The 21,109-nt window shown below is 52.5% G+C and carries 19 protein-coding genes; 8 read left to right on the top strand and 11 right to left on the bottom strand.

Translation table 11 applies throughout. The features are described from left to right. Positions 1–138: 138 nt before the first annotated feature. From ACFQ88_RS26650 to ACFQ88_RS26635, 4 genes are all read left to right on the top strand, one after another. A complete protein-coding gene (locus tag ACFQ88_RS26650) occupies positions 139–1,305 on the top strand; it encodes an MFS transporter (protein WP_379458825.1) in 1,167 nt (388 codons plus the stop codon). A gap of 66 nt (positions 1,306–1,371) precedes the next feature. Further along, a complete protein-coding gene (locus ACFQ88_RS26645) occupies positions 1,372–2,076 on the top strand; it encodes a response regulator (RefSeq protein ID WP_379458823.1) in 705 nt (234 codons plus the stop codon). Then, complete coding sequence (locus ACFQ88_RS26640) at positions 2,073–3,536, top strand: sensor histidine kinase (RefSeq protein ID WP_379458821.1); 1,464 nt, start codon at positions 2,073–2,075, stop codon at positions 3,534–3,536. The genes ACFQ88_RS26645 and ACFQ88_RS26640 overlap by 4 nt, the downstream gene beginning before the upstream one ends. Continuing rightward, positions 3,533–4,621 (top strand): hypothetical protein, encoded by a 1,089-nt coding sequence (locus tag ACFQ88_RS26635; RefSeq protein ID WP_379458819.1) that lies wholly within the window; start codon positions 3,533–3,535, stop codon positions 4,619–4,621. Before ACFQ88_RS26640 ends, ACFQ88_RS26635 begins: the two co-directional genes overlap by 4 nt. Positions 4,622–4,827: 206 nt before the next feature. Here the strand turns inward: ACFQ88_RS26635 and ACFQ88_RS26630 are convergent, their stop codons facing one another. Beyond that, positions 4,828–5,097 (bottom strand): hypothetical protein, encoded by a 270-nt coding sequence (locus ACFQ88_RS26630; protein WP_379458817.1) that lies wholly within the window; start codon positions 5,095–5,097, stop codon positions 4,828–4,830. A gap of 885 nt (positions 5,098–5,982) precedes the next feature. On the opposite strand from ACFQ88_RS26630, the gene ACFQ88_RS26625 reads away from it, so the two are divergent. Together ACFQ88_RS26625 and ACFQ88_RS26620 are read left to right on the top strand one after the other, a co-directional pair. Beyond that, a complete protein-coding gene (locus tag ACFQ88_RS26625; RefSeq protein ID WP_379458815.1) occupies positions 5,983–6,321 on the top strand; it encodes a DMT family transporter in 339 nt (112 codons plus the stop codon). A 5-nt stretch (positions 6,322–6,326) separates the two neighbouring features. Continuing rightward, positions 6,327–6,641 (top strand): DMT family transporter, encoded by a 315-nt coding sequence (locus ACFQ88_RS26620; RefSeq protein WP_379458813.1) that lies wholly within the window; start codon positions 6,327–6,329, stop codon positions 6,639–6,641. A gap of 166 nt (positions 6,642–6,807) precedes the next feature. On the opposite strand, the gene ACFQ88_RS26615 is transcribed toward ACFQ88_RS26620, so the two are convergent. The 3 genes from ACFQ88_RS26615 to ACFQ88_RS26605 all read right to left on the bottom strand — a co-directional run bounded on the left by ACFQ88_RS26615 (position 6,808) and on the right by ACFQ88_RS26605 (position 10,584). Continuing rightward, a complete protein-coding gene (locus ACFQ88_RS26615; RefSeq protein ID WP_379458811.1) occupies positions 6,808–7,218 on the bottom strand; it encodes a DUF2188 domain-containing protein in 411 nt (136 codons plus the stop codon). Positions 7,219–7,692: 474 nt separating this feature from the next. Beyond that, positions 7,693–9,222, bottom strand: a complete 1,530-nt coding sequence (locus ACFQ88_RS26610; RefSeq protein ID WP_379458809.1) for a sulfatase-like hydrolase/transferase — start codon at positions 9,220–9,222, stop codon at positions 7,693–7,695. A gap of 24 nt (positions 9,223–9,246) precedes the next feature. Beyond that, on the bottom strand, positions 9,247–10,584 hold the full coding sequence (locus ACFQ88_RS26605) for an ABC transporter substrate-binding protein (RefSeq protein WP_379458807.1): 1,338 nt from the start codon (positions 10,582–10,584) through the stop codon (positions 9,247–9,249). A gap of 161 nt (positions 10,585–10,745) precedes the next feature. Between ACFQ88_RS26605 and ACFQ88_RS26600 the strand changes: the two genes are divergently transcribed. Next, complete coding sequence (locus tag ACFQ88_RS26600; protein ID WP_379458805.1) at positions 10,746–11,651, top strand: helix-turn-helix domain-containing protein; 906 nt, start codon at positions 10,746–10,748, stop codon at positions 11,649–11,651. 149 nt (positions 11,652–11,800) lie between these two features. Here the strand turns inward: ACFQ88_RS26600 and ACFQ88_RS26595 are convergent, their stop codons facing one another. The 3 genes from ACFQ88_RS26595 to ACFQ88_RS26585 form a co-directional block, all read right to left on the bottom strand. Next, on the bottom strand, positions 11,801–13,510 hold the full coding sequence (locus tag ACFQ88_RS26595; RefSeq protein ID WP_379458803.1) for an arylsulfatase: 1,710 nt from the start codon (positions 13,508–13,510) through the stop codon (positions 11,801–11,803). Between the two features lie 787 nt (positions 13,511–14,297). Next, complete coding sequence (locus ACFQ88_RS26590) at positions 14,298–15,695, bottom strand: sensor histidine kinase (RefSeq protein ID WP_379458801.1); 1,398 nt, start codon at positions 15,693–15,695, stop codon at positions 14,298–14,300. After that, the gene (locus ACFQ88_RS26585; protein WP_239635539.1) at positions 15,685–16,383 is read right to left on the bottom strand and encodes a response regulator; all 699 of its coding nucleotides are present in this window, start codon (positions 16,381–16,383) and stop codon (positions 15,685–15,687) included. Before ACFQ88_RS26585 ends, ACFQ88_RS26590 begins: the two co-directional genes overlap by 11 nt. Before the next feature lie 168 nt (positions 16,384–16,551). Between ACFQ88_RS26585 and ACFQ88_RS26580 the strand changes: the two genes are divergently transcribed. After that, positions 16,552–17,091, top strand: coding sequence for a DUF2269 family protein (locus ACFQ88_RS26580; protein ID WP_239628648.1), 540 nt, complete (start codon positions 16,552–16,554; stop codon positions 17,089–17,091). 49 nt (positions 17,092–17,140) lie between these two features. Here ACFQ88_RS26580 and ACFQ88_RS26575 read toward each other — a convergent pair whose 3' ends face one another. The 4 genes from ACFQ88_RS26575 to ACFQ88_RS26560 form a co-directional block, all read right to left on the bottom strand. Further along, complete coding sequence (locus tag ACFQ88_RS26575) at positions 17,141–18,409, bottom strand: MFS transporter (protein ID WP_379458798.1); 1,269 nt, start codon at positions 18,407–18,409, stop codon at positions 17,141–17,143. A gap of 181 nt (positions 18,410–18,590) precedes the next feature. Continuing rightward, complete coding sequence (locus ACFQ88_RS26570) at positions 18,591–19,256, bottom strand: Fic/DOC family protein (protein WP_379458796.1); 666 nt, start codon at positions 19,254–19,256, stop codon at positions 18,591–18,593. Next, the gene (locus ACFQ88_RS26565; RefSeq protein WP_379458794.1) at positions 19,256–19,492 is read right to left on the bottom strand and encodes an antitoxin VbhA family protein; all 237 of its coding nucleotides are present in this window, start codon (positions 19,490–19,492) and stop codon (positions 19,256–19,258) included. The genes ACFQ88_RS26570 and ACFQ88_RS26565 overlap by 1 nt, the downstream gene beginning before the upstream one ends. A 24-nt stretch (positions 19,493–19,516) precedes the next feature. After that, positions 19,517–21,109 carry a type VII secretion protein EssB/YukC gene (locus ACFQ88_RS26560; protein WP_379458792.1) on the bottom strand — a complete coding sequence of 531 codons (1,593 nt, stop codon included), beginning with the start codon at positions 21,107–21,109 and terminating at the stop codon, positions 19,517–19,519.

The raw sequence follows: 21,109 nt of genomic DNA, 5'->3' as shown, positions 1-21,109 counted from the left end.
CACTTACATTTTGTTAGTAAGTCCATTTATCAGGATAATGTCCAAATACTTTGCCTTCTTACATTATGTAACTCGGCTGTTTATAATGTCAATCAACGGAGTACTCCCTATCTTATCGACAGGAAAGGACAGATACCTATGAACCGTCTTGCTGTATATCTTCTCACCTTAGGAGCTTTCGTGACAGGGGTCGCGGAGCTTATCGTCATCGGCATTCTCCCTGTTATCGCGGATGATTTGCATATTTCCATTGCCCTCGCCGGACAAATCATAACCGCCTTTTCGCTCTCTTTTGCTATCGGCACCCCTATTATCGTTACACTAACGTCCCGTGTACGGCGCAAGCATCTTCTGATCGGCGCTCTTGCGATGTTCATCCTGGGCAGCTTGGCGTCCTACGCAAGCACCAGCTTTGCCGCCTTGATGGCGTCCCGCATTATGCTCGGCTTGAGCGGCGGCGTATACACCGTCGTTGCCTTCAGCTCGGTCGCCAAGCTGGTCTCGCCGGAGAAAACGGGCCGGGCGATCGGCATGGTCGCCATGGGATTCAGCGCCGCTTTGGTACTGGGCGCGCCTATCGGCGTCACCGTAGCCAAATGGTGGAGCTGGCAGACCATTTTTGCCGCGCTTGGCGTCATTACGTTCCTTCTGCTGCTCGGGACGATCCGGCTGCTGCCGCAAATTGCAGGTGATGCACCGGTTCCTTTCCGAAAGCAGTTCCATGTTCTCGGCAGCTCCGTTATCGTCAGCGGGCTAGGGTTATCGTTGCTGTTTACATCGAGCAGCTCCATGATGAATACGTATTTGGCGCCGTACCTGCAGCAAATTCTTCATATGAACGCTTCCTATACCGGCTTAACGATGTTTGCTCTCGGGATTGCCGGCGTGCTGGGCACTCGCGCAGGCGGAACGCTTGCGGACGCTTGGGGCTCTTCCAAAGTGATCTCATTCGGCTTGACGGTGCTGGCCGTATCGCTCTTCTTGCTGCCTCTGCTCAGCTCCTATCTCGTTGCCGGGGTGGGGCTGCTGCTCATTTGGATGTTCGCCATGTCTTTGATCATCCCGGCGATCCAAATGTATTTTATTCAACAGGCTCCTGAATCGTCCAATCTGGTTCTCGGGCTGAACACTTCGGTGCTTCATTTGGGAGTGGCTGTGGGCGCCGGGCTTGGCGGCATCGTCGTAGACGCTACCTCCACCGTTCTGTACAACCCGTGGATTGCTAGTTTGACGGTAGCGGTCGGCCTTGCGATTGCTGCGGTATCTTTTTCCAGGAGCAGGAGAAAAGTGGCCGGAACCGTCTGATCGGCCGGCAAGCTGGCAAGCGGATAGCGGATTGTGCTACCATTCAGTTAGATTGGAGTGGAGCCCATGGAACAAGCCAAAATCATGATCATCGAAGATGAGACGGCGATTGCCGATTTGCTCGCCTACGGGCTGACCAAGGAAGGCTTTGAAACCCGAACGGCCAGCAAAGGCTCGGAGGGGCTTGAGCAGATCGGGCAATTCCGCCCGGATTTGCTGCTGCTGGATTGGATGCTGCCTGATGTGAGCGGCCTTGACATATGCAAAATGGTAACGGAAATCTACAACATCCCCATCATTATGCTGACGGCCAAATCCGATATATCCGATAAAATTTCCGGGCTGGAATTCGGAGCCGACGATTATATTACGAAGCCGTTCGATATGAGAGAGGTCATAGCGAGAATTCGCACGATTCTCCGGAGATGGTCCCAAACGAACCGTCCGGCGGATAGTGCAGGGGATGAGACAATCCGATTTATGGACATCAAGATCGTGCCAACGGAGCGGCTGGTTACCAAAAACGATACCGTCGTAGAGCTCACCCCCAAAGAGTTCGATCTCCTGATGACGCTGTACAATTACAGAGGCAAAGTATTCACACGAACCGAGCTGCTTGACTTTGTGTGGGGGTATGATTACTTCGGAGACACCCGTACGGTCGATATTCATATTCAACGGCTGCGCAAAAAGCTTGACGCGAACGATCTGATTACAACCGTATTCGGCGTCGGTTATAAATTCAAGAAGCAGACGGTGTCCCGCTCATGATCCGCTCGATCAAAGCGAAATTTCTGGTCGGCTTCCTGATCATCTTTTCCGTGTCCTTGCTGCTGTTGAACCATTTTGTCGTCCGTATCGTCGAATCTAGCAATGAGAACATCATTACCCAAGACCTTATCGCCTTGAAAAAGAACAGCAATGTGTACGTTAAGCAGATGTTTATGATCAATCACTATGCCAGTGATGAAATATATTTTCAGCAAATGGCCAAAGAGCTGGTCGACGAGCTTCGCCACGTAAGCTCCAGTCACGTCAGCGCCTATTCCGTCCAGGGCGACAAGCTGCAATCGTCCGCAGGCTTCCCGTTGTCGCGTGAAGGCGATGAAGACCTTCGCAACGCTTTGAACGGGCAAACGTCTTTTACCGTCCAGTATTCCAACCGTGCCGCCGAAGTTTATTACTCGTATCCGGTGGAAATCGACGGCAAAAAGGTCGGTATACTGCGGTTCGTCAAAGATTTCTCTTTGCTTTATGAGCAAAGCAGGCACATTTTGGACTTTATTTTCTATGTTACGATCGCCATCTTTGCCGCCGCCTTTCTGTTCTCGTATATTTTATCGCGAAATATATCGATCCCCATTGTTCAGCTTACCAAAGCGTCCACGGACGTGACGAACGGGAATTTGGATACCCGCATCGGCATTCGCCGCAGGGATGAAATCGGAAAGCTGGCGCATAACTTCAATCTGATGATTGAAAAAATCAACCGGCAAATCCGTACCATAGAGCGCGACCGCGATCGCTTGAATGAGCTGAACCTTCATCGCAAGCAATTTTACGACAATGTCACACATGAGTTGAAAACGCCTTTGACCTCCATCCTTGGCTATGCACAGCTGATTAAGGAGAACGGGCAGAGCGACGAAGCCTTTTTCCGCAAAGGGATGAACCACATTATTGAAGAGAGCGACCGTCTTCACGGGATGGTGGTGAAGCTGTTGGAGCTGTCCAAGGAAGCCTCCATGGAAGAAGCGCCGCAGCTCGTCGAGGCCGGTTCCTTGCTGCACGGGGTGTGCGAGGGGATGGCTTTTAAAGCCGAGCGGTATAAAAAAACCATTGAATGCTCAGCAGGCCATGACCTGTGGGTTTACGCCAATTCGGAAAAGCTGAAGCAGCTGTTCATTAACCTTATCGACAATGCGGTAAAATACGGAGCAGCTCATACGGTGATTGCCGTCTCAGGCATTCCTGCTGCGGACGGGATCCGATTCACCGTTACGAATCAGGGCGATACGATCCCGCCCGATCAATGGAGCAAGCTGTTCGAGCCGTTTTATCGTGCCGGTCCGCGGAATGGAGATGAATCCGGAAGCCGCGGGCTCGGACTCAGCATATGCAAAGCTATTGTTGACGAGTTTCAAGGAACGATCTCTATCGAGAGTGTAAATCAGGAGACAACGGTAACGATTGTACTGCCTCATCACGAAAGCACGGGGGAACCTGCATGATGAACCGGATGCTTGTCTGTATCGTGTTGCTAAGCCTGGTTTTGGCGGGATGCGCGCCATCTCTGAAATCCAAAACAATCATCATCCCCGAAACCGGGGATAGCGGCAGCTCTCCGGCGGCGAGCGAAGCGATAGAATTGAGCGCCATTTATAAACTGTCGGAAAACGGGAATATTCTTGGCTGGCAATCGAAGGATGAATTGCTAGGGACGATCTGGAAAACAAGCCGGAGCCGAAGCCTCGACCGAATCGATTATAAGCATAATTCCTACGAAACGTGGATCAATCTGGAAGGAAGTACGGAGATTCAAGGCTTATCGCCGGATGGATCGTTCGCCGTCTCCAGCGTTCAGGCCGATAGGAAAGAAACGATGAAGCTGCTTCGGCTAACCGGCTCCCAGCCCGTGGAAATCGGTGAATTATCTACGGAAGCGATACGGGTCAGTATGCTGACCTGGTCGAATAACAGCCGCTATGCGGCTTATAGCGAGCAAAAGACGGGGCAAGCGGGAAGGGCTATCGCCGTTTATGATACTGCAGCCAATAAGATGAAGGAATATCCCACTCCCGATTGGAATGTGTTGGCGGTTAAAATATCGAACGACGGATCAAGCGCTCTTCTCGTACGATCGTCCGGCAGACAGTATTCCCTCGTTTACGGCAAGCTGGACGAAACCGGCTTCGCAAGCTTATACGAGCATGATATTGCCGGCGACTTCGGAACGTTTGATTTTATGAACGACGATCAAGTGATGCTCGTCGGTTCCAGCGGAGCTCTTATCGTGTTTGACCGCCGTAATAACACAACGAGCGTCGTGACGGAGCAAATCGGGAGCTTCCGGCTTTCGCCCGACCGAAAGATGATCGTTTATTCCAGAGGCCGCGACTCTCTCTATGTCGCCAAGGTGCAAGGAAACAGCTTGTTAAACGAAAAAGAGGTTTATAAAGGGATTGTGCCGTTCCAGCTGGAATGGAGTCCCGACAATAAAAAAATTGTGCTCAACGGCAATAAAGCCTATGAGCCGCGCCCCGTGGCTTCCGCTCAGGTCGTTGTAACGGATCCGCTCATACTGGAATTGAAATAAGACATCCCCGTTTATCGCCGCGGCGTTAGACGGGGATGCGTTTGTTATGCAGGGATGGATAGGGTTTAACGCGCTGGTATCGCCGGCCGCTGTTACACTTTGTTTACAAGTTGGAGACATGCTGTACACATCTTTGCTTTAGGATAGGAGTCGTTCATGATCCTCTGATGACGCAAAGGAGAGTACACCCCTATGCAAATGAAACGTCAAGCTATCCTTCTGTTAAGCTTCGCCCTTCTATTGACATCGGCTGCTTGCAGCAGCAGCGAAAGCGCAACGAATACCAATGGTACGGCGGCTTCGACCGACCGTAGCAAAAGCGCAGATACCGGCTCCAAACAGCAGGAGCCGGGCAGCAAGGAAGCCGCCGACAAGCCGGCTGACGCTGGAAGCACCGATAGCGGTGCGCCGGCGGGCACTTCGTCCGCAATCCAGGGAGCCGGATCGCAGTCGGCTTCTTCGGCGGACGGCGGCACGGCGGCTGCAAGCTCCGGCGAGCCGCCGCAGGGCGCGACTGAGGCCTCGCCGCGCGATGGCGCCTCTCAGGCGGCTGGCTCCAGCGCACCTCGCCCAGTCGCTCCCGCGGCTTCGCAGCGCGATGGCGCCTCTCGCGACGCTGGCTCCAGCGCGCCCAGGCCCGTCGCTCCCGCGGCTTCGCAGCGCGATGGCGCTTCTCGCGACGCTGGCTCCAGCGAGCCTCGCCCCGTCGCTCCCGTGGCTGCGCAGCGCGATGGCGCCTCTCGTGACGCTGGCTCCAGCGAGCCTCGGCCCGTCGCTCCCGAGGCCTCGACGCGCGATGGCGCTTTTCGCGCTGCAGCTTCTGCCGATGCTCCGCAGCCGGTTCCTGCAGCCTCGCAGCGCGACAGCGCCTCTCAGGCGGCTGGCTCCGCTGAGCCTCGGCCCGTCGCTCCCGAGGCCTCGCAGCGCGACAGCGCCTCTCGGGCGGCCGGCTCCGCTGAGCCGCAGCCGGTCGCGCCGGATACTCCGCCGACGGTTCCTTCCGCCATCCCGTCCGCGAACGGGGGCTAGCGGGGCAGCAAGTCCGCATCATTGCGGTTCTCCCTGCCTTTTCATAGCCCCCAGCGCTTTATCATCCTCTTCGGAATGAAAAAAGTATCGAATAAGGCCATCCGCCTTGCTCGATACTTTTTTTGAGTTGGTTCTTTTTCCTACTAACTTTTGTATTAAAACGATTGACACCCGTTAGAAAATGTGTAAGAATGGTTCCTAACTAATATTAGTTAGGTAACTCTTTTCTTGCGTGCAAAAGCAGCCAGTAAAGGAAATAATGTTTTGAATGATAGGATATTTATTGGCGCAGACTCGCAAAATATACAAAGAGCCTAAGGAGGAACGGGGTCATGAACAACAACTGGCTTAAAGTAGTTATTGCGGCTGTTTTCGAAGTATTCTGGGTTATCGGACTAAAGCACTCTTACAATGTGTGGACTTGGATCGGTACGGCTATCGCTATTTACGTGAGCTTTTACCTGATGATTGTCACCAGCCGACAACTGCCGGTCAGCACGGTATATGCCGTTTTCGTCGGGCTTGGAACTGCCGGAACGGTGCTCGCGGAAATTGTTCTGTTCGATGAGCCGGTCAAAGCGGTCAAAATCGTGCTCATTCTGCTTCTGCTCGCCGGTGTTGTCGGATTGAAGCTTGTAACGAAAAGTAAAGAAACCGTGGAAGGAGGCTGATTCTGATGCCATGGGTTTATCTTGTGTTGGCCGGTATTTTTGAAATGTTCGGTGTTACTACCATTAACAAACTGAATCAAGAGCGAAATTTTCAATCGTTAGCATTGTTGCTCGGCGCATTCGGCGCCAGCTTCCTGTTCCTTGCTCTCGCAATGAAATCACTGCCGATGGGAACGGCTTACGCTGTCTGGACAGGAATTGGCGCTTCCGGGGGCGCAATTTTGAGCATGGTGATATATCGCGAATCCAAAGATATTAAGCGCATATTGTTCATTGCGATGGTTCTCGTTGCCGCGGTCGGCTTGAAGCTCGTATCTTAAATTATCGAGCATCAATTGATTATCGAACTTATTGTAACCAATTTTAATAACTTCATAAAGCATAAAACAAGGTCAGTACCCTATTCTGGTGCTGACCTGTTTTTTCCAATATCCTTATGCATCAAGACCTCCGGTTTCTTCGCTTTCGTGAGAGAGTGCCTGTTCCTTATGTGTAATTGTACGCTGTCTCCACCGTACCGTCTTTGCGGTGAATGATCGCCGACTTGTTGCTGTCGGATGCCCAGGCTCTCGCTTGCTCTACCGCCTCTGCCTTTGTTTCCGCAGTAAGCCGCGCGCGGACGGCGCCTTCTTCCTTCACAGCCCATCCGTCCTTGCAAGGAACGACATGGAGGTTGGAGGCGCCCCCCTCTCGCTTCAGCCGGTGCTCGTCACCATGGCTATGGTGAAGCGGATGATCGTCATTCCATTCTTTTGCCTTTGCCGTAGCTATCGCAATTGCACGGCCCTCCTCATAGCCTTCTTCCAATAAGGCGTTAGCAATCTCGATTGCTTTGTTTCTTACTCGCGGCTCCAAATTTTTCATGGAAACGGGGTAATCGTTTTTTCTCCACGGCATAGTCTGTCCCTCCTCTGATGTTGGGTGATGGTTGTCCTACCATTACTTAGCCTGTTCCTTACATATCGAAACAAACCAATCCGGTAGGACAGAACCAGCGGCGGACAAGGGATAGGGAGTATTGGAGCGATTCGCCGTAGAAAAGCTCGGTGGTCTTGGGCTTATTTCTTTACTTTTTGTGAAGGAAGACGCTCCGAATTGTAGGCCTTTTTCACCAAATAGCGGAACGTAGGTCCGATCACTTGACTACGAACATCGATGCGGACCGTACATCCGCTATTTTTCTAAAATCTTGCAGTCCCCCCTGCCTGCGGACATAAGATCCGTTATTCCCCTCATTTTCGTCGAAAATCAATGCGTTATGAACGAATAACGGCTCTCAAGTCCGATCACTCCCCGCTTGGGGGCTTTTTTCGCCAAATAGCGGACCGTAAGTCCGGACCGTTTACAAATCCATCCGGTGCTCAGGGATCATCACGTATTCGCGTTTTCTTTCCTCTTATCCTCGTAATTCAATTTTACGGTTGTATTCATCGGGAGGCGATCCTCTTTGGCCATCGACCACAGGAGCAGCTTTCGTTCGAGCTCGCGGACGATAGCGTCATAGGCAGGATCGCCGAACCGGTTCGTCAGCTCGTGGGGGTCGTTCTTCAAGTCGTACAGCTCCCCTTCTCCGTTCGCGTAGACGTTCAGCTTCCAGTCGCGGGTGCGGATGCTTTTCCCTTTGCCCAGCCAGGCATCCCGGTAAGCGCACCAAACAAAGTACCGCTCGTCGAGCGGATGCTCCGGCCGGCCCGTAATATCAGACAGCTTCGGCGGCTCTCCCTCTTCCCCGCTTTCCATGACCACATACTCCCGAGGGACGTAATCCTGCTCCGAGCGAAGGAAGGGTGCGAGGCTCCTGCCCTGGCATCCGTATGGAACCGGTACACCCGCCATATCCAGCAAAGTCGGCATGACGTCAACTAGCTCGACCATATGGCCGGTTCGCTTCGGTCCTTTGTAACCCGGGGTATAGACGATAAACGGAACATGCGTAAACGAATCATAGAACCCGTTATGCTTCTGGATGAGCCCGTGCGCCCCCATGGAATCCCCGTGATCGGAGGTGAAGATGATCATCGTATGTTCCATTAAACCGAGCGATTCCATCTTGGCGAAAATAGTCGCGAGCGTGTCGTCGATAAACCGGATCATGCCGTAGTGAATGGCCCGTACCTTGCGGATCAATTCGTCGTCGGCGCGATCCATCGCGTCCATCACGTGCATGACCTTCTGCCTCTCCGGCTTGCCATCCAGATTGTCCTTTGGCGGCAAAGGCACATCGGCCGGGTCGATCATACTGGCGTAAGGCTCCGACACCTGGTACGGAGTATGCGGATCCGGGAACGACAGCCACGTGAAGAACGGCTTCTCGGGATCTCTCCCCTTCTCCAAGTAGTCAACCATCGCTTGGCCGAGGAGGTAGGTACCGCAATGCTCCGGCCTGGCCGGATTTGCGCCATGTCCGAGCGGGCTGTTCCAGCAGTTGCGCTGTGCCCATTCATGAGCCGTGATACATTCGGGATCGTTGCGATGCCCGTCGACCATATGGCCGTGATCGGCAAGACGGACATGATCGAATACTTGCCGCAGCAGACTCGCCTTCTCGGGAACGGAGCCCGGATAGTACGATTGGGCCGCGTTGTTCATGAACGCGTGATTTTTCCCGATAATCGCTGTCTGGTAGCCGTTCTCCTTCAACACCTGAGGCAGCGTCGTTTCGTTCGGATTGATCAGCATATGATTCGCATGCACGCCGATAGTCGATGCGTAACGTCCCGTAAACATGGATGAACGCGAGGGCGAGCATGCCGGATAGTTGCAGAACGCAAGCTCGAACACGACCCCCTTCTCCGCAAGACGCTCCAAAGCTGGGGTTTGCAGTACCGGATTGCCGTACAAGCTTAACGTTTCCGCCGTTTGCTGGTCGGTTTGAATAAGTAGAATGTTAGGTCTGAACATCTGGCTCACTCCTTGTCTATTTTGCTATTTCATCATTTGGATATGATTTTCTATCTCTTTGTCAGCCAATTCTCCGGCTTCTCTCAAAGCGGTGTTCAAATCAACGTTGTCGATAGCCATCTTCTGTAGCGCGTTAGACAACTGAATGACGACATAATCGTCATAAAGAGTAAAAGGTCTTGGCTTAGCCGGCTGGAGCGTCGTTACCGCCTTCACGTTTTTGTCGGACAGCTGCTTCAGATTGGCCCCGTACTGATCGCGGATCGCTTTATCGTCCAGGACCGTCAGACGTCCTTCTTTATTGTAAAACGTTTGCATTTCATCCGACAGCAAGTAAGCGATCACCTTGAAAGCCTCGTCCTTATAGGCCGATGTAGGCGTAATGCCGTAGTAGGGGGTATTCACCTGTGTACCCGTACCCGGCACATCGCTGAAGCTCGGCATCGTCACCATATCCCATTGCAGCTCCGAATCCGGAATCGTCATCAAATTGTTCAAATAGTTGATATGGCTGACATACATGGCAAGCGTTTTGTCCTTGTAAAACAGAAGTCCGTTGCCGATCGTCTTGTCCGGCTTATTGCCGGGGATGTCGTATACCGCCTTCAGCGTCGAAAAAAACTTTTGCCATCCGTCCGAGGCTGTGATCGCTTTATTCGTCTTCGAATCGACGAACGGCAGCGACATCTGGCTATTGTTAATCGGGAAATGCCGGTCAAAATCGAGCCCTCTGAAAGCAGTGCCGTTATCGGTCTTGCTGACGTCGCGCGCAACCGTCATAATCTGCTCCCATGTCATGCCATCCTTCGGATAGGGAACCCCGAATTTGTCGAATATCGCTTTGTTGTACACGAGAACGAGCGTGGCCATACTTTCGGGCATGACTTCGATTTTGCCGTCCTTGGAGTAGCTTTTGATCGTTTCAAGCACTTGTGGATGGAGTCTGCCCATATCGAAATGATACTTTTGGATAAGCGGTGTCAGATCCTCGAACACATGGCTCATTTGAAGTTTCCCGTACCATCCAGGCACCGCATAGAACAGGTCGGGAGCGTTGCCGGCAGACAGTAGAATGTCCATCCCCTCGGGACCGCTTTTTTCCGGTACCAGCCGCTCCAAAGTAACGTTAGGAAACTTTTTCTCGATCGGTTCCTTTACGAATCGGTTGTAAACGTCGTCGGTAAAAGGAAAATAGATTTTTAACGTAACCGGCTTCTCGATGACATCCGCCTTCTCTGCCGGTTGAACGTTCTCGTTCTGCTTGTTTCCCGCGCCATCCTTCGGCCCTCCAGAGCTGCACCCGGCGAGTGCAATTGCGAGAATAACCGTCATCAACGCCGTCAAGTACTTTCTCTTTTTCAACGATGCTTACCTCCCATTTTTCGATTCCCGTAAACGCTTGCACACTTCCGATGAGCGAATGTGCTACAATAAAATAGTAGCATACGGGTATGTTGAGAAACCGATTATACATTATGCATTTTCGATTATGTTGATATGAATTAAGGAGGAGGACGGCTCGGGTGGCCATACTAAGCAGAATCAAATTTGTCGAGGACCTATTTATACGAATGGCCTGGGTAATCGAAAATGTTGTGAACGCCGAAACGGAGTTTCCTCGGGCGAGTTACGCAAAAACGATTATATGGGTCGTCGTGGAAGGAAAAAGAACGATCGAGGTGAACGGCTTTCTTCATGAAGTGCAGGCCGGGGACATCGTTGTCATTCCGCCTCAAACCCCTAGAACCGTTCTGTCTAGCGATCCGAATTCAGTCCCGTTTCACTTCTATACGATAGGCTGCGATATAAAGATCGGTTCCTTAAACTTTGCGGAGCTGTACAAGCTCCCACTGCTAACGAGAGTGGCGGATACGTCCGCCTTTAAGGAGCTTTCGAGTCTGACTGCGAAGCTTCTGGTGCAATCTCTGCAAGTGATTAAAGAGCTTAATGCGCTGAATCAGCCGCAGCTGGTCATAGCTAGGGTCAATACCGACGAGACGGCCGCTTTGCTAGCCGTAAACGCCTCGTTCCACGTCTGGTTTGCCCGTTTCCTCGACATGATGCGGTGCTATTTGCCTGACGAGCCCCAGGAGATCGACCCCCGTATCCGCAGGCTGTGCACCTATATGCAGATGAATCTGGACAGGAAGCTGACGCTGCCTGATTTGGCCCAATATTCGTATATAAGCGAAAGCCACCTGCGCCTTTTGTTCCGCAAAACATTGGGCGTTTCGCCTTCGGAGTATTTGCGGCAGCTTCGCCTTCAGCGCGCGAAGGACCTGCTCGTCAATACATCCTATTCGCTTAAGGAAATTGCAGAGCTTTCCGGCTTCGAGACGCTGAATCATTTCAGCCGGGTGTTCAGCGCGTACGAATCCCTTCCGGCCAACCAATACCGGAAGCGTTATTATGGCAGCGTTCAAGGGTAGCTTGGGAGCAAGGCTCAGCAACGGAACCAAGCCCGCTTCGCACCTGTCATGCGAGCGGGCTTGGTGTACGACGGCTGCGCTTGCTGCTGTCTTATCCTGCGAACAGTTAAGCTTGTCCGCCTCATCATCGTCTGCCGTCTATTCTGTCACTAGGCAGTCGGTACCCCTTTAATCTTCCGTAAATCGATAGGACCGGTCGGCCCTTTCCCGTCGTTGTTTCCCTTCCAGTATTTAAGGTACTCCTGTTTGTTCATGACGTTCGCCCTTTTCGTCCATTTCTCATATTCGTCGCTAAGCTGCTTCACGATCTCGGGCTGACTTCCGGCCACATCGTGCATCTCCGTCCCGTCCTTCTCCAAATCGTACAGCTCCCATGGGTAATCCTCGAATTTAACCAGCTTCCAGTTGTTGTTCCTGACGCCGCAATTCCCCTCATGCTCCCAAAATAAATATTGCTTGCTCGTCGTGTCGTTCTCGAGAATGGAGAGAAGACTCGTTCCTTCGGCAGGGATAATCTTATGCCCTTTATATTCCTCCGGATACTTAGAGCCGCTCACTTCGAGAACGGTTGCCATGATATCGGTAAGCTGAGCAGGCATCTTCCTCAGTACTCCTTTCTCGTTCAAGCCGGCAGGCCAGTGGACGATCAAAGGAGACGCGATGCCTCCCTGATGAATATAATGCTTATACATACGAAAGGGGGTATTGGATAAGCCGGCCCAACCGGCACCGTAATGACCGTTGCCCTCCGTGTAGCCCAGCCCGCCGGGCAGCTTCGTCGTATCTTTAATATGGAGAAATTCCGCGTTCCCGCCATTGTCGGATAGAAATACGAGGAACGTATTGTCGAGCTCGCCGGACTTCTCCAGCGTTTGGACAAGTCTGCCGATATTTTGATCCATACTATCGACCATCGCGGCATAAACCTCCATCGCCCGAAGCCTCCATGACTTGGAGATCTCTTTCTCCCAAGCGTCGGCTCCTGAATCGTCCATTGCGGGCAGCTCCCAATCCGGGTCGATAATGCCCATCTCCTTCATCCGGGCGAATTTCTCTTGCTGCAGAGCGTCCCATCCCCGGTCGAACCGGCCCTTATACTTGGTTATATCCTTGTCCTTAGCCTGAAGCGGGAAATGCGGAGCCGTATAAGTCATGTACAGGAAAAAAGGCTTTTCCGGCGTCGCGCTCATATGCCCCTCCAGAAGACCGATCGCCTTATCCGTCATATCGTCCGTTGAATAATAGTTTTTGCCGATTGACGAAGGATCGATCTTCACCCCGTTAAGCGTAATACGTTCAGTGGCGAAATAGTCGACGCCGAGATAATGGTATGCTTTGTCAAAGCCTCTCTGATGCGGCAGCCCGGGACCCAAATGCCATTTGCCCGACATGTATGTCCCGTAGCCGTTCTCCCTCAACACCTCGGCGATCGTCACGCAGCTGTCATTCAGCTTCAGCGTGTAAGGTCCATAGTAGCCCTGCAGATGCGCCATTCCTGCCTGATGAGGATGAAGCCCCGTCAGAAGCGAGGCTCGGGAAGGCGAACAACGGGCCGTATTCGTAAATTGGGTCAGCCGGATTCCTCCTGCGGCCAGCTTATCCAAATTCGGCGTTTCGATATGGCCCCCGTAGCAGCCGATATCTGAATATCCGAGATCATCCGCCAAAATAAGGACGAAATTAGGCTTTTTTTTCATGGCTGAAGGAAGCTGCGGAACGCTCCCGCTTCCTGCAGGCATTGCTTCGCCATTCGGGTTCGACGGACTAAGCAGCCCGCCTCCTGCCGAAGCCGCAAGAATGGTTCCGCCCAGCGCTCCGAGTCCGATCATGAAATCCCTCCGCGATATTTTTTTATTCATCCCCATATGCCTCCGATAGATTTTCTTGAATCAGCCGCCTTGTGCAGCCGGACACCTGCAATCATGTACAGGGAAATTATATCAGCATGCGTTATTCGAGCCTACGGCAGGATCGATTAAGCACTTTGCCGATTCGATTAATTTGTTGGAAGCAGCGGGGAGCCGCAACGACAAAAAGACTCTCGCTATCGCAAGAATCCTCGGTTACCGTAACCGCCACGGCCTTATTCTTTTTGTCTTCGTATTCTTATACAACAAAAACAGGATGTAGGAGCTTCCCCCATCCATACCTATTATTTTGCTTTTTCAGTATAAAGCCTTTGTCCATATAGTTTAAGAGGAAAATGGTGACGATACGTTTACGCTAGTTATTCACTCAAGTAGGAGTAACCTAAAAGAGAAGAACGGTACCCCTTGCAATAGGATGCCGTCCTCTTCTTCAAGCTCATGTTATAATGAAACATCCTTGTAGCCCATCCTCGCGTATTGCCATTCCGGCGCCTGGTACTGTTTCAGTAACTGGAGGAGCTTGGAGGCGTAATGCTCTTCCAGAGCATGATTCTGTATTGGCGTCACCTGCTCAGGATCTTTTTCGATATCATACAATAAATGATGGTCGGGAGCGTTATGAGTTCCACAGGCTGCCGATACACCATTGGGGATGTCCTCGGACGTCCCATTGAGGTTCTGATCCTATTATAAACTAGTTGAATGATTGGAAGCCTTCGATATTTACGGACATATCTTAAAATTCTACAGGGTAGATTGATGCGGGATTAACACAAACTCAGTCCATCACACGATCCATCGGCAAATAAACGAGAAACGTCGTCCCCCGGCCTACTTCGCTGTGAACGTCGATCCAACCCTTATGCAGCATAATGTTTTGCTGAGCAATGGCGAGACCCAGTCCTGTCCCCCCGCCGTGGCGGGTTCTAGAATCGTCCACCCGGTAAAACCGGTTGAAAATATGCGGAAGGTCCCCGGCAGGGATTCCGATTCCCGTATCCTCGATAGTCAGCAGAGCGTATTCTTTCCTGCTGTCGGCCCGGTACTGTCGTTCTACCCCGATCCTTACCCTGCCGCCGGGCTCTGTATAATGGATCGCATTGGAAACGATATTATAAAGCGCTTGGACGATCCGGTGCTTCTCTATCTCCGCGAGGACCGGCTCGTCCGGACTGTGCAAGGAGATGTCGATTTGCTTATCTTCCGCCAAGTAACGGACCTTGTCGATAACACCTTCCGCCACGTCCGCCAAGTTTTCGGCTGCAGATCGGAGCTCCATCCTTCCCGCCTCAAGCTTGGACAGCTCCAGCACCTCATGAATGAGACGTGTGAGCCGAAGCACTTCATCCAGCAGCGACGCGATACGGGCTTGATCCACGGGCCGGTCCAATTCCTGGGCCAATTCCAGCTCCCCCTGTATGATCATCAGCGGGGTTTTCAATTCATGCGCCACGTCCGACATAAGCTGCTTCCGCGAGCGCTCCAAGCTTTCAATGCTCTCGTGCATATCCCGGAGCGCTCTCGATATGGCGCCGAATTCGTCCTTTCTGCGGACGGGAAACACAGCGGCTTCGGAGTCTCCCCTTTTGATCGCATCAATTCCTTTAATCATTTTGCGGATCGGCGAAGTCAGCCTCCATGACAAGAGGAAGATGATAATCATGGCGACCAATCCGGTCAGCAATAGCGATACCCGGGCGATACTCGGTATAATGCCGTACCACATCGTCTTGAATTCGTACGTTTTGAGCTGTCTGTCGCTCATGACATACAGATGGCCTATCGGCTTCCCGTCCGCTTTAAGAAACAGGGGAAAAGCCTCATCCCGCATTTCCCTCAGTTCAAGCCGCCCTTTCTTGTAAAAGAGCTGTTCGTTATGCACCAAGGCGATTTCCGGAAAAAACCGCTCATTTCCGAAGGTTCCCGCCGCTGCAGCGGCACCGGCATCCCTATCCGTGCTTACCCCCATCCCCCTGTCCAAGCCTTCCCATGAATCGCCGTGCGCTGCATAGTATTCCTCGAATTGTTGGCTCAGTCCGGTAAAAACTTCCTTCTCATCCCAATAAGCAAGATCCCGCACAATATAAAATTGAACGTGAGTTACGAAGAACAAACACATCACGATAAATACGATGAGGATACTCATCGAAAGCATCAGCTTCGTTCTAATTTTCATGATCTGCCCCGAACCGGTACCCGAACCCGTATACCGTTTGAATATAGGCCGCGGCGTCGGTATCGTCCTCGATTTTTTTGCGCAGCTTACTGATATGGGAATCCACCGTCCGCTCGTCGATCACGAACTCCTCTTCGAACGCGTGCTGAAGCAGCTGCATCCGGCTGTATACACGGCCAGGCTTCGACGCCAGCAAATGAAGCAGCTTGAATTCGGTCGGCGTTAACCGCAGCTCCCTATCTCCTTTGAACACTTGCAGGCTTTCCTCATGGATGGTCAGATTCCCTCGCCGGAGCACGCTGTCCTGCCCGCGGCTGTCCGTACGGTTCATCCGCCGCAGGAGCGACCGGATGCGTGCCGAAAGCTCCCTTAAACTGAAGGGCTTCGTCAAATAATCGTCTGCGCCCATTTCCAAGCCGATAATTTTGTCCGTTTCCTCGGTTTTGGCCGTAACCATAATAATGCCCGGCGCACCGATACTGCGAAGGTGACGGCACACATCCAAGCCGTTCGTTCCCGGCAGCATCCAGTCGAGAACGACGAGCTCCGGTTTCTTTTCGGCAAACAGCCGGATGGCGGCAGCTCCGTCCCTGGCAACCGCCGTCTCATATCCTTCCGACTGAAGGTACGTTTCCATCAACGAAGCGATCTTGTCTTCATCTTCTACGATCAATATTTTGACGGCCATGCCGTATCGCCCTGCCTTCCTGTCCTTTTCGTGTGTCCTCATTATACACCACTTGATGGAATATTCGGGAAACGCCACAGCCTCTCGATACTTTCTCCACAAGATCGCAACATTCGGCTGATAGGATCATGTACATACCAAGATAAAATTCATTTTGGAGGGAAAATCATGGCCTACAAACTAACTCAACCGCAAAAACAATCACTGGTGACGATTCACGTATTGGCGGCGCTGTTCTGGCTGGGAGGAGCCGTAGTCATGCTGATGCTCGGCTTGTCCATGCTTCGTGCGGATAACGGGGAGCAGCTGTATTACACATTGGACAATATGAATCTGGTCGATCACATCATGATCCGTTATACGGCGCTCGTCGCTTTGCTTACTGGGCTGGCGTTGTCCGTTTGGTCGCAGTGGGGGTTGTTCAAATACTACTGGATCGTGATTAAGCTGGCATTGACGGTGGCATTCATAGCTTTTGGTATCGTCTATATGGGGGATTGGCTTTCGCAGATCTTTCATGAGGCGGATCGGACGAGGTTCGAAGCGTTGAGCAATCCGGTCTTTTTACAGACGAGCTACAATCTGATCGGAGGCTCCATTGCCAACATCGCTGCACTCGTCTTCATGACGGCGATCTCCTACTTGAAGCCATTCGGCAAGCTGCGCAAAAAGAAGGACCGGGCTTCAGGCAGCCTTACGACCCGATGAACAAAGAAAGCGGCCGCTAGGGCCGCTTTGCTTTTCGAGAAACGTTTTTTTATGACGAATGCGGGTGGGTTGCCGCTGACTGTTGCTGCTCCATGCTTTTCGTATGATGAATCCTTCTCGTCTGCAGGCCGAGCATAAGAAAGTGTACGAAGAACACTCCGGCAATAATATAAAAAACGACCGGTATGCCCATATTGCTGGCTACAACTCCGCCGAACAAGGAGCCTGACACGTTGCCGAGCGAATTGGCGCTTGCGTTGTAAGAGAAGACGCTGCCTTGAATGGACGTAGGCGTCAAGCTGCGCAAGAGCGAGCTGATGGACGGAATCAATCCGCCGACACACAAGCCGGACAAGAACCGCGCTCCCATCAAGACCCACGGATCCGTAATTAGCGCCTGCGGGATATACAATATCGAAATCAATAAGAGCGAAATGAGCAGCACCTTCATATGCCCGTGCTTGTCGCCCAGCTTGCCGAGAATCGGAGCCGAGATAACGGTTCCGAGGGCGCTCGAAGCAAAGATGAGTCCGGCCATCAGCTCTATATGGTTCTCGACATGCATGCTTTTGACATAGAGCGTGATGATGGGGCTAATGCTTTGAAAGCTGGCTGCAATCAAGAATGTGGACACAAACAGCGTCAACAGAGCAGGCTTCTCCTGCACAATCTCCTTCAGACGAAGCTTCTCCGGCTTCGGAACGTCCGCTTCCTTCCGCTTCAAATGCTCGAACCGGAACTTCGGATATTTGCGCGTTTCCTTCACGCCGACGATGACCAGCACTGTGGCAATCATAATAAATAAGCCTGTAAAAAAGAACGAATTTCGCATTCCCAGCCATTCGGCCATTATGCCTCCAAGCAGCGGACCAAGCAGCTGCCCTGCGACCTGCCCCGTCTGGAGCGTCCCGAGCGCTTTGCCCACCTGCTCCTTGGGCGCTTCGATCGCCATCAAGGCGACCGCACACACGGCGAATCCGCCCATCGTCCCGAACAAAGCCCTTAGCAGCAGCAGCTGGAGCGGCGTATGCACCAGCCCCATCGCCGCGATGATGATCGACAGACCGATGCCGGAGCGGATCATCGTCAGCTTTTGCCCGTACATATCCGAGAATCTGCCCCAGAAGGGCGACACCAGCGCAATCATCAAATGATTGATCCCGAAAATCATCGACGCCCAGAGTGCAGCCTGCTTCACGTCGTGAATGCCGAGCTCCTGGACGTATAAGGGCAAGAAGGGAATGATCATGCCGATTCCGGCCGAGCTGAAAAACGAACCGAACCATAAAATGAACAAATTGCGCTTCCATGCTTCCATCTGGAGTAACCTTCTTTACTAGTAGTATGTGCGATGATCGCATAGAAAACAGCAGCCGTCGCAACGACTATAGTTAAGATTACTCCGTACTAATGGAAGAAACCATGGATTTCCATGCTGCGAAACATGTACTATCTTGCTCTCGTAGACAGTCCCGACTGCTTCCTCAGCAGCCCGTGTACTATCGTTCCATCGTCCTCCCTGGCTTCGGAATAGACCTCGCGATTTGCGGGTCCGGTCTGGAGTTGACGATGCACTGCTTCATAACCGGCGCAAGTCTTTCTCCATGATCGACGAGAGAATTGGCCCGCACGTTAGTGAGCTCCCGCTCCGGTACCCTAGCCCAATCGAGCCGGTAGCCGGCGTTCAGAGCAAGCGTGCGGATGAACTCGCGCTGCGACCGTCCGTTCCCTTCGCGGAAAGGATGCACCTGATTGATCGCCGCCATGTAGCGTGACGCTCTCTGCGCAAACGCCTCGCTGTTCGGCAGCTCCTTCAGGAAGCCCTCCTCCCTTAAGCTGCCGGTCACTTTGCCGAGCGCATCTCCGATATCCCGATGGTGCCAATATCCCATACGCATCCCCAAGTTATCGTAGTACTTCGTCATGTCCACGACGCGATATTCCCCGGCCCAGTCGTATACATCCTGGAATATATGCTTATGGATGGCCTGAAGATGCTTGGCATCCATATCGCCGGGGATCGGCTTCTGCTCCAGCTGAACGAGACGGAACATCACATGATCCACTTCCGCTTTGTGCAGGCTCGCTTGATCCCGGATTCCGAACTTGTTGCGCATCACATCGATATCCGGATACAAGTACGGATCTCTGAATTCCCCCGCCATTAGTCCGTTTTCCCCGGCTTTGGTTTGATCAGCTCCAGTACCTGCTGCTCCGTCAGCTCACCCTTCGCATATTTCAGCATGATGGCCTCCGTCTCCTCACTCACCTTCATGCCGTCTATTTCAAGGCTTGCCTTCGCATTGTTTACCGCCCTGACCGCATCCGTTTCCTTATCCTGCTGCTTCTTCCGGTTTTGCTCCAGCCTTTTTTTCTCCATTTCTTCAAAATGATTACCCATCATTCATCCTCCTCATGGATTCTCTTATTTAGGGAGCTTCGCTTCGAGCGCTTCGATTTCGACTCTCAGCTTCTCAATCTGCGCGTCGCGCTGCTGGTAGCTCAAAGCCGTATTCACGTACAGCTCGCCTACAATCGCTTTCTTCACATAAATCATCGCTTTCACATCGCCGCTTTTCTCTGCGTGCGTCCAGCCGTTAGCCGTATCGCCCAGATCGGCGTAGGCTATGGCAACCTGCGCTTCATCCGCGGGCTTGAGAGTAAATAAGTCCTTTTGCTCAATGATCTTCTTGGGGTCTTTGGCAGCGACGGCTTTCTCGAATCGGACCTTCGCCACCAGCTTGTCGTCGCCGCTTTTCAAAGCATACGTTCCGGCCTCATCCAGATTGTTTTCTTTCATGTACGCTTCCGCTACAATCCTGCTCCGCCGTTTATCCAGCTCTAACCCTTTGTGCAGCTCCACTATGGCTTTCGTATTTCCGTCGATAACGGCCTTTTCGAACTTGACGACCGGAGCGTCCACTTTGATCTGCTTGATCGCCAGGTTGTTTTTCTTGTCGACGAAATCCTGCACGACCAGATCGATGATTTCCTTGTCCGGGAACACGTCGAGCGCCATCAGTCCCGCTCCCCGCTTCAACAAAGCAATGGCATAGGCGTATTTGTCCTCATCCGTCAGCTGCTTCGGATCGATCTTCTGAAAGAGCAGGATGGCATCCTTGTATTTGGCTCCCGCACCGAGCCGAAGCGCCTTCAGGACGTCCTCCTGTACGATAGGGGCGGGCTCGGGGGACGCTCCGGCCAATACGGCGGCATGGGCCGCGTCTTTTCCGCTGTTGTATCCCGACGTGTAAACAACCAGCATGAGTCCCGCCAAAACGACCAGGAGAAGCGAAGCGCCCATCCAAATCCATTTCCGGTATTCGCGAAGCCCGGTATGAATTTGCTCCTTCTTCATCGCCGCGATCTCTTTCTCCACGAGGTCCATCCGGTCTCTCTGCTGAGCCGCTGCAAGGCGCAAATCATCGAACGATTTGCAGCGCAGTATCGTCATCAGAAATTCTTGCGCTCCCGGCGCCGGCTTCTCTCTCGCTGCACCGATGCCTTTGCTTTTCATAGCGGCATACGGCACCGAGCTGAACAGCATCAGAATAAGCCGCTTCACCTGCTCCAGAAGATCGTCGTCGTGAAATCCCGATGAGGGCAGTATCGTATCGATCCCGGCAAACAACGCTTTGGTCCTGTTCAAGGAGTCGATATAGATGTTGACAGGCTCCAGCAGAATCGTAATTCCCTTCGTCCGATACAGCTCCTCCGTATACTCGCCGAGACGTATCAACGAATCCACGATGTGCAGCTTCGAATCCAGTTTATTCGTCCTCGTCTTTTCGAACGGATTGAAGCCGTCCTCTATGCTGTAATAGAAAATAAAATCCTGGCGGGAATCATCCTCGAACTCCACCGTTTTAAGCGGGAACAGAAAATCACCCGGCAGCTCTTTCAAATCGGCCAGCTGCTCAGGCGATTCTGCGAGCGTCACCTTTTTGGGCAGCCGGTATTTCACTACATCCTTCGTAATGATCAAGGTTCCGCCGTTAAAATCGAAATGTTTGGCCAT

Origin of the sequence: Paenibacillus sp. NPDC056579 (assembly GCF_042793215.1) — a bacterium.
Taxonomy (GTDB): Bacteria; Bacillota; Bacilli; order Paenibacillales; family NBRC-103111; genus Paenibacillus_S.
The sequence above is the reverse complement of the archived record's forward strand: the minus strand, read 5'-3'. Positions and strand labels throughout refer to the sequence as shown.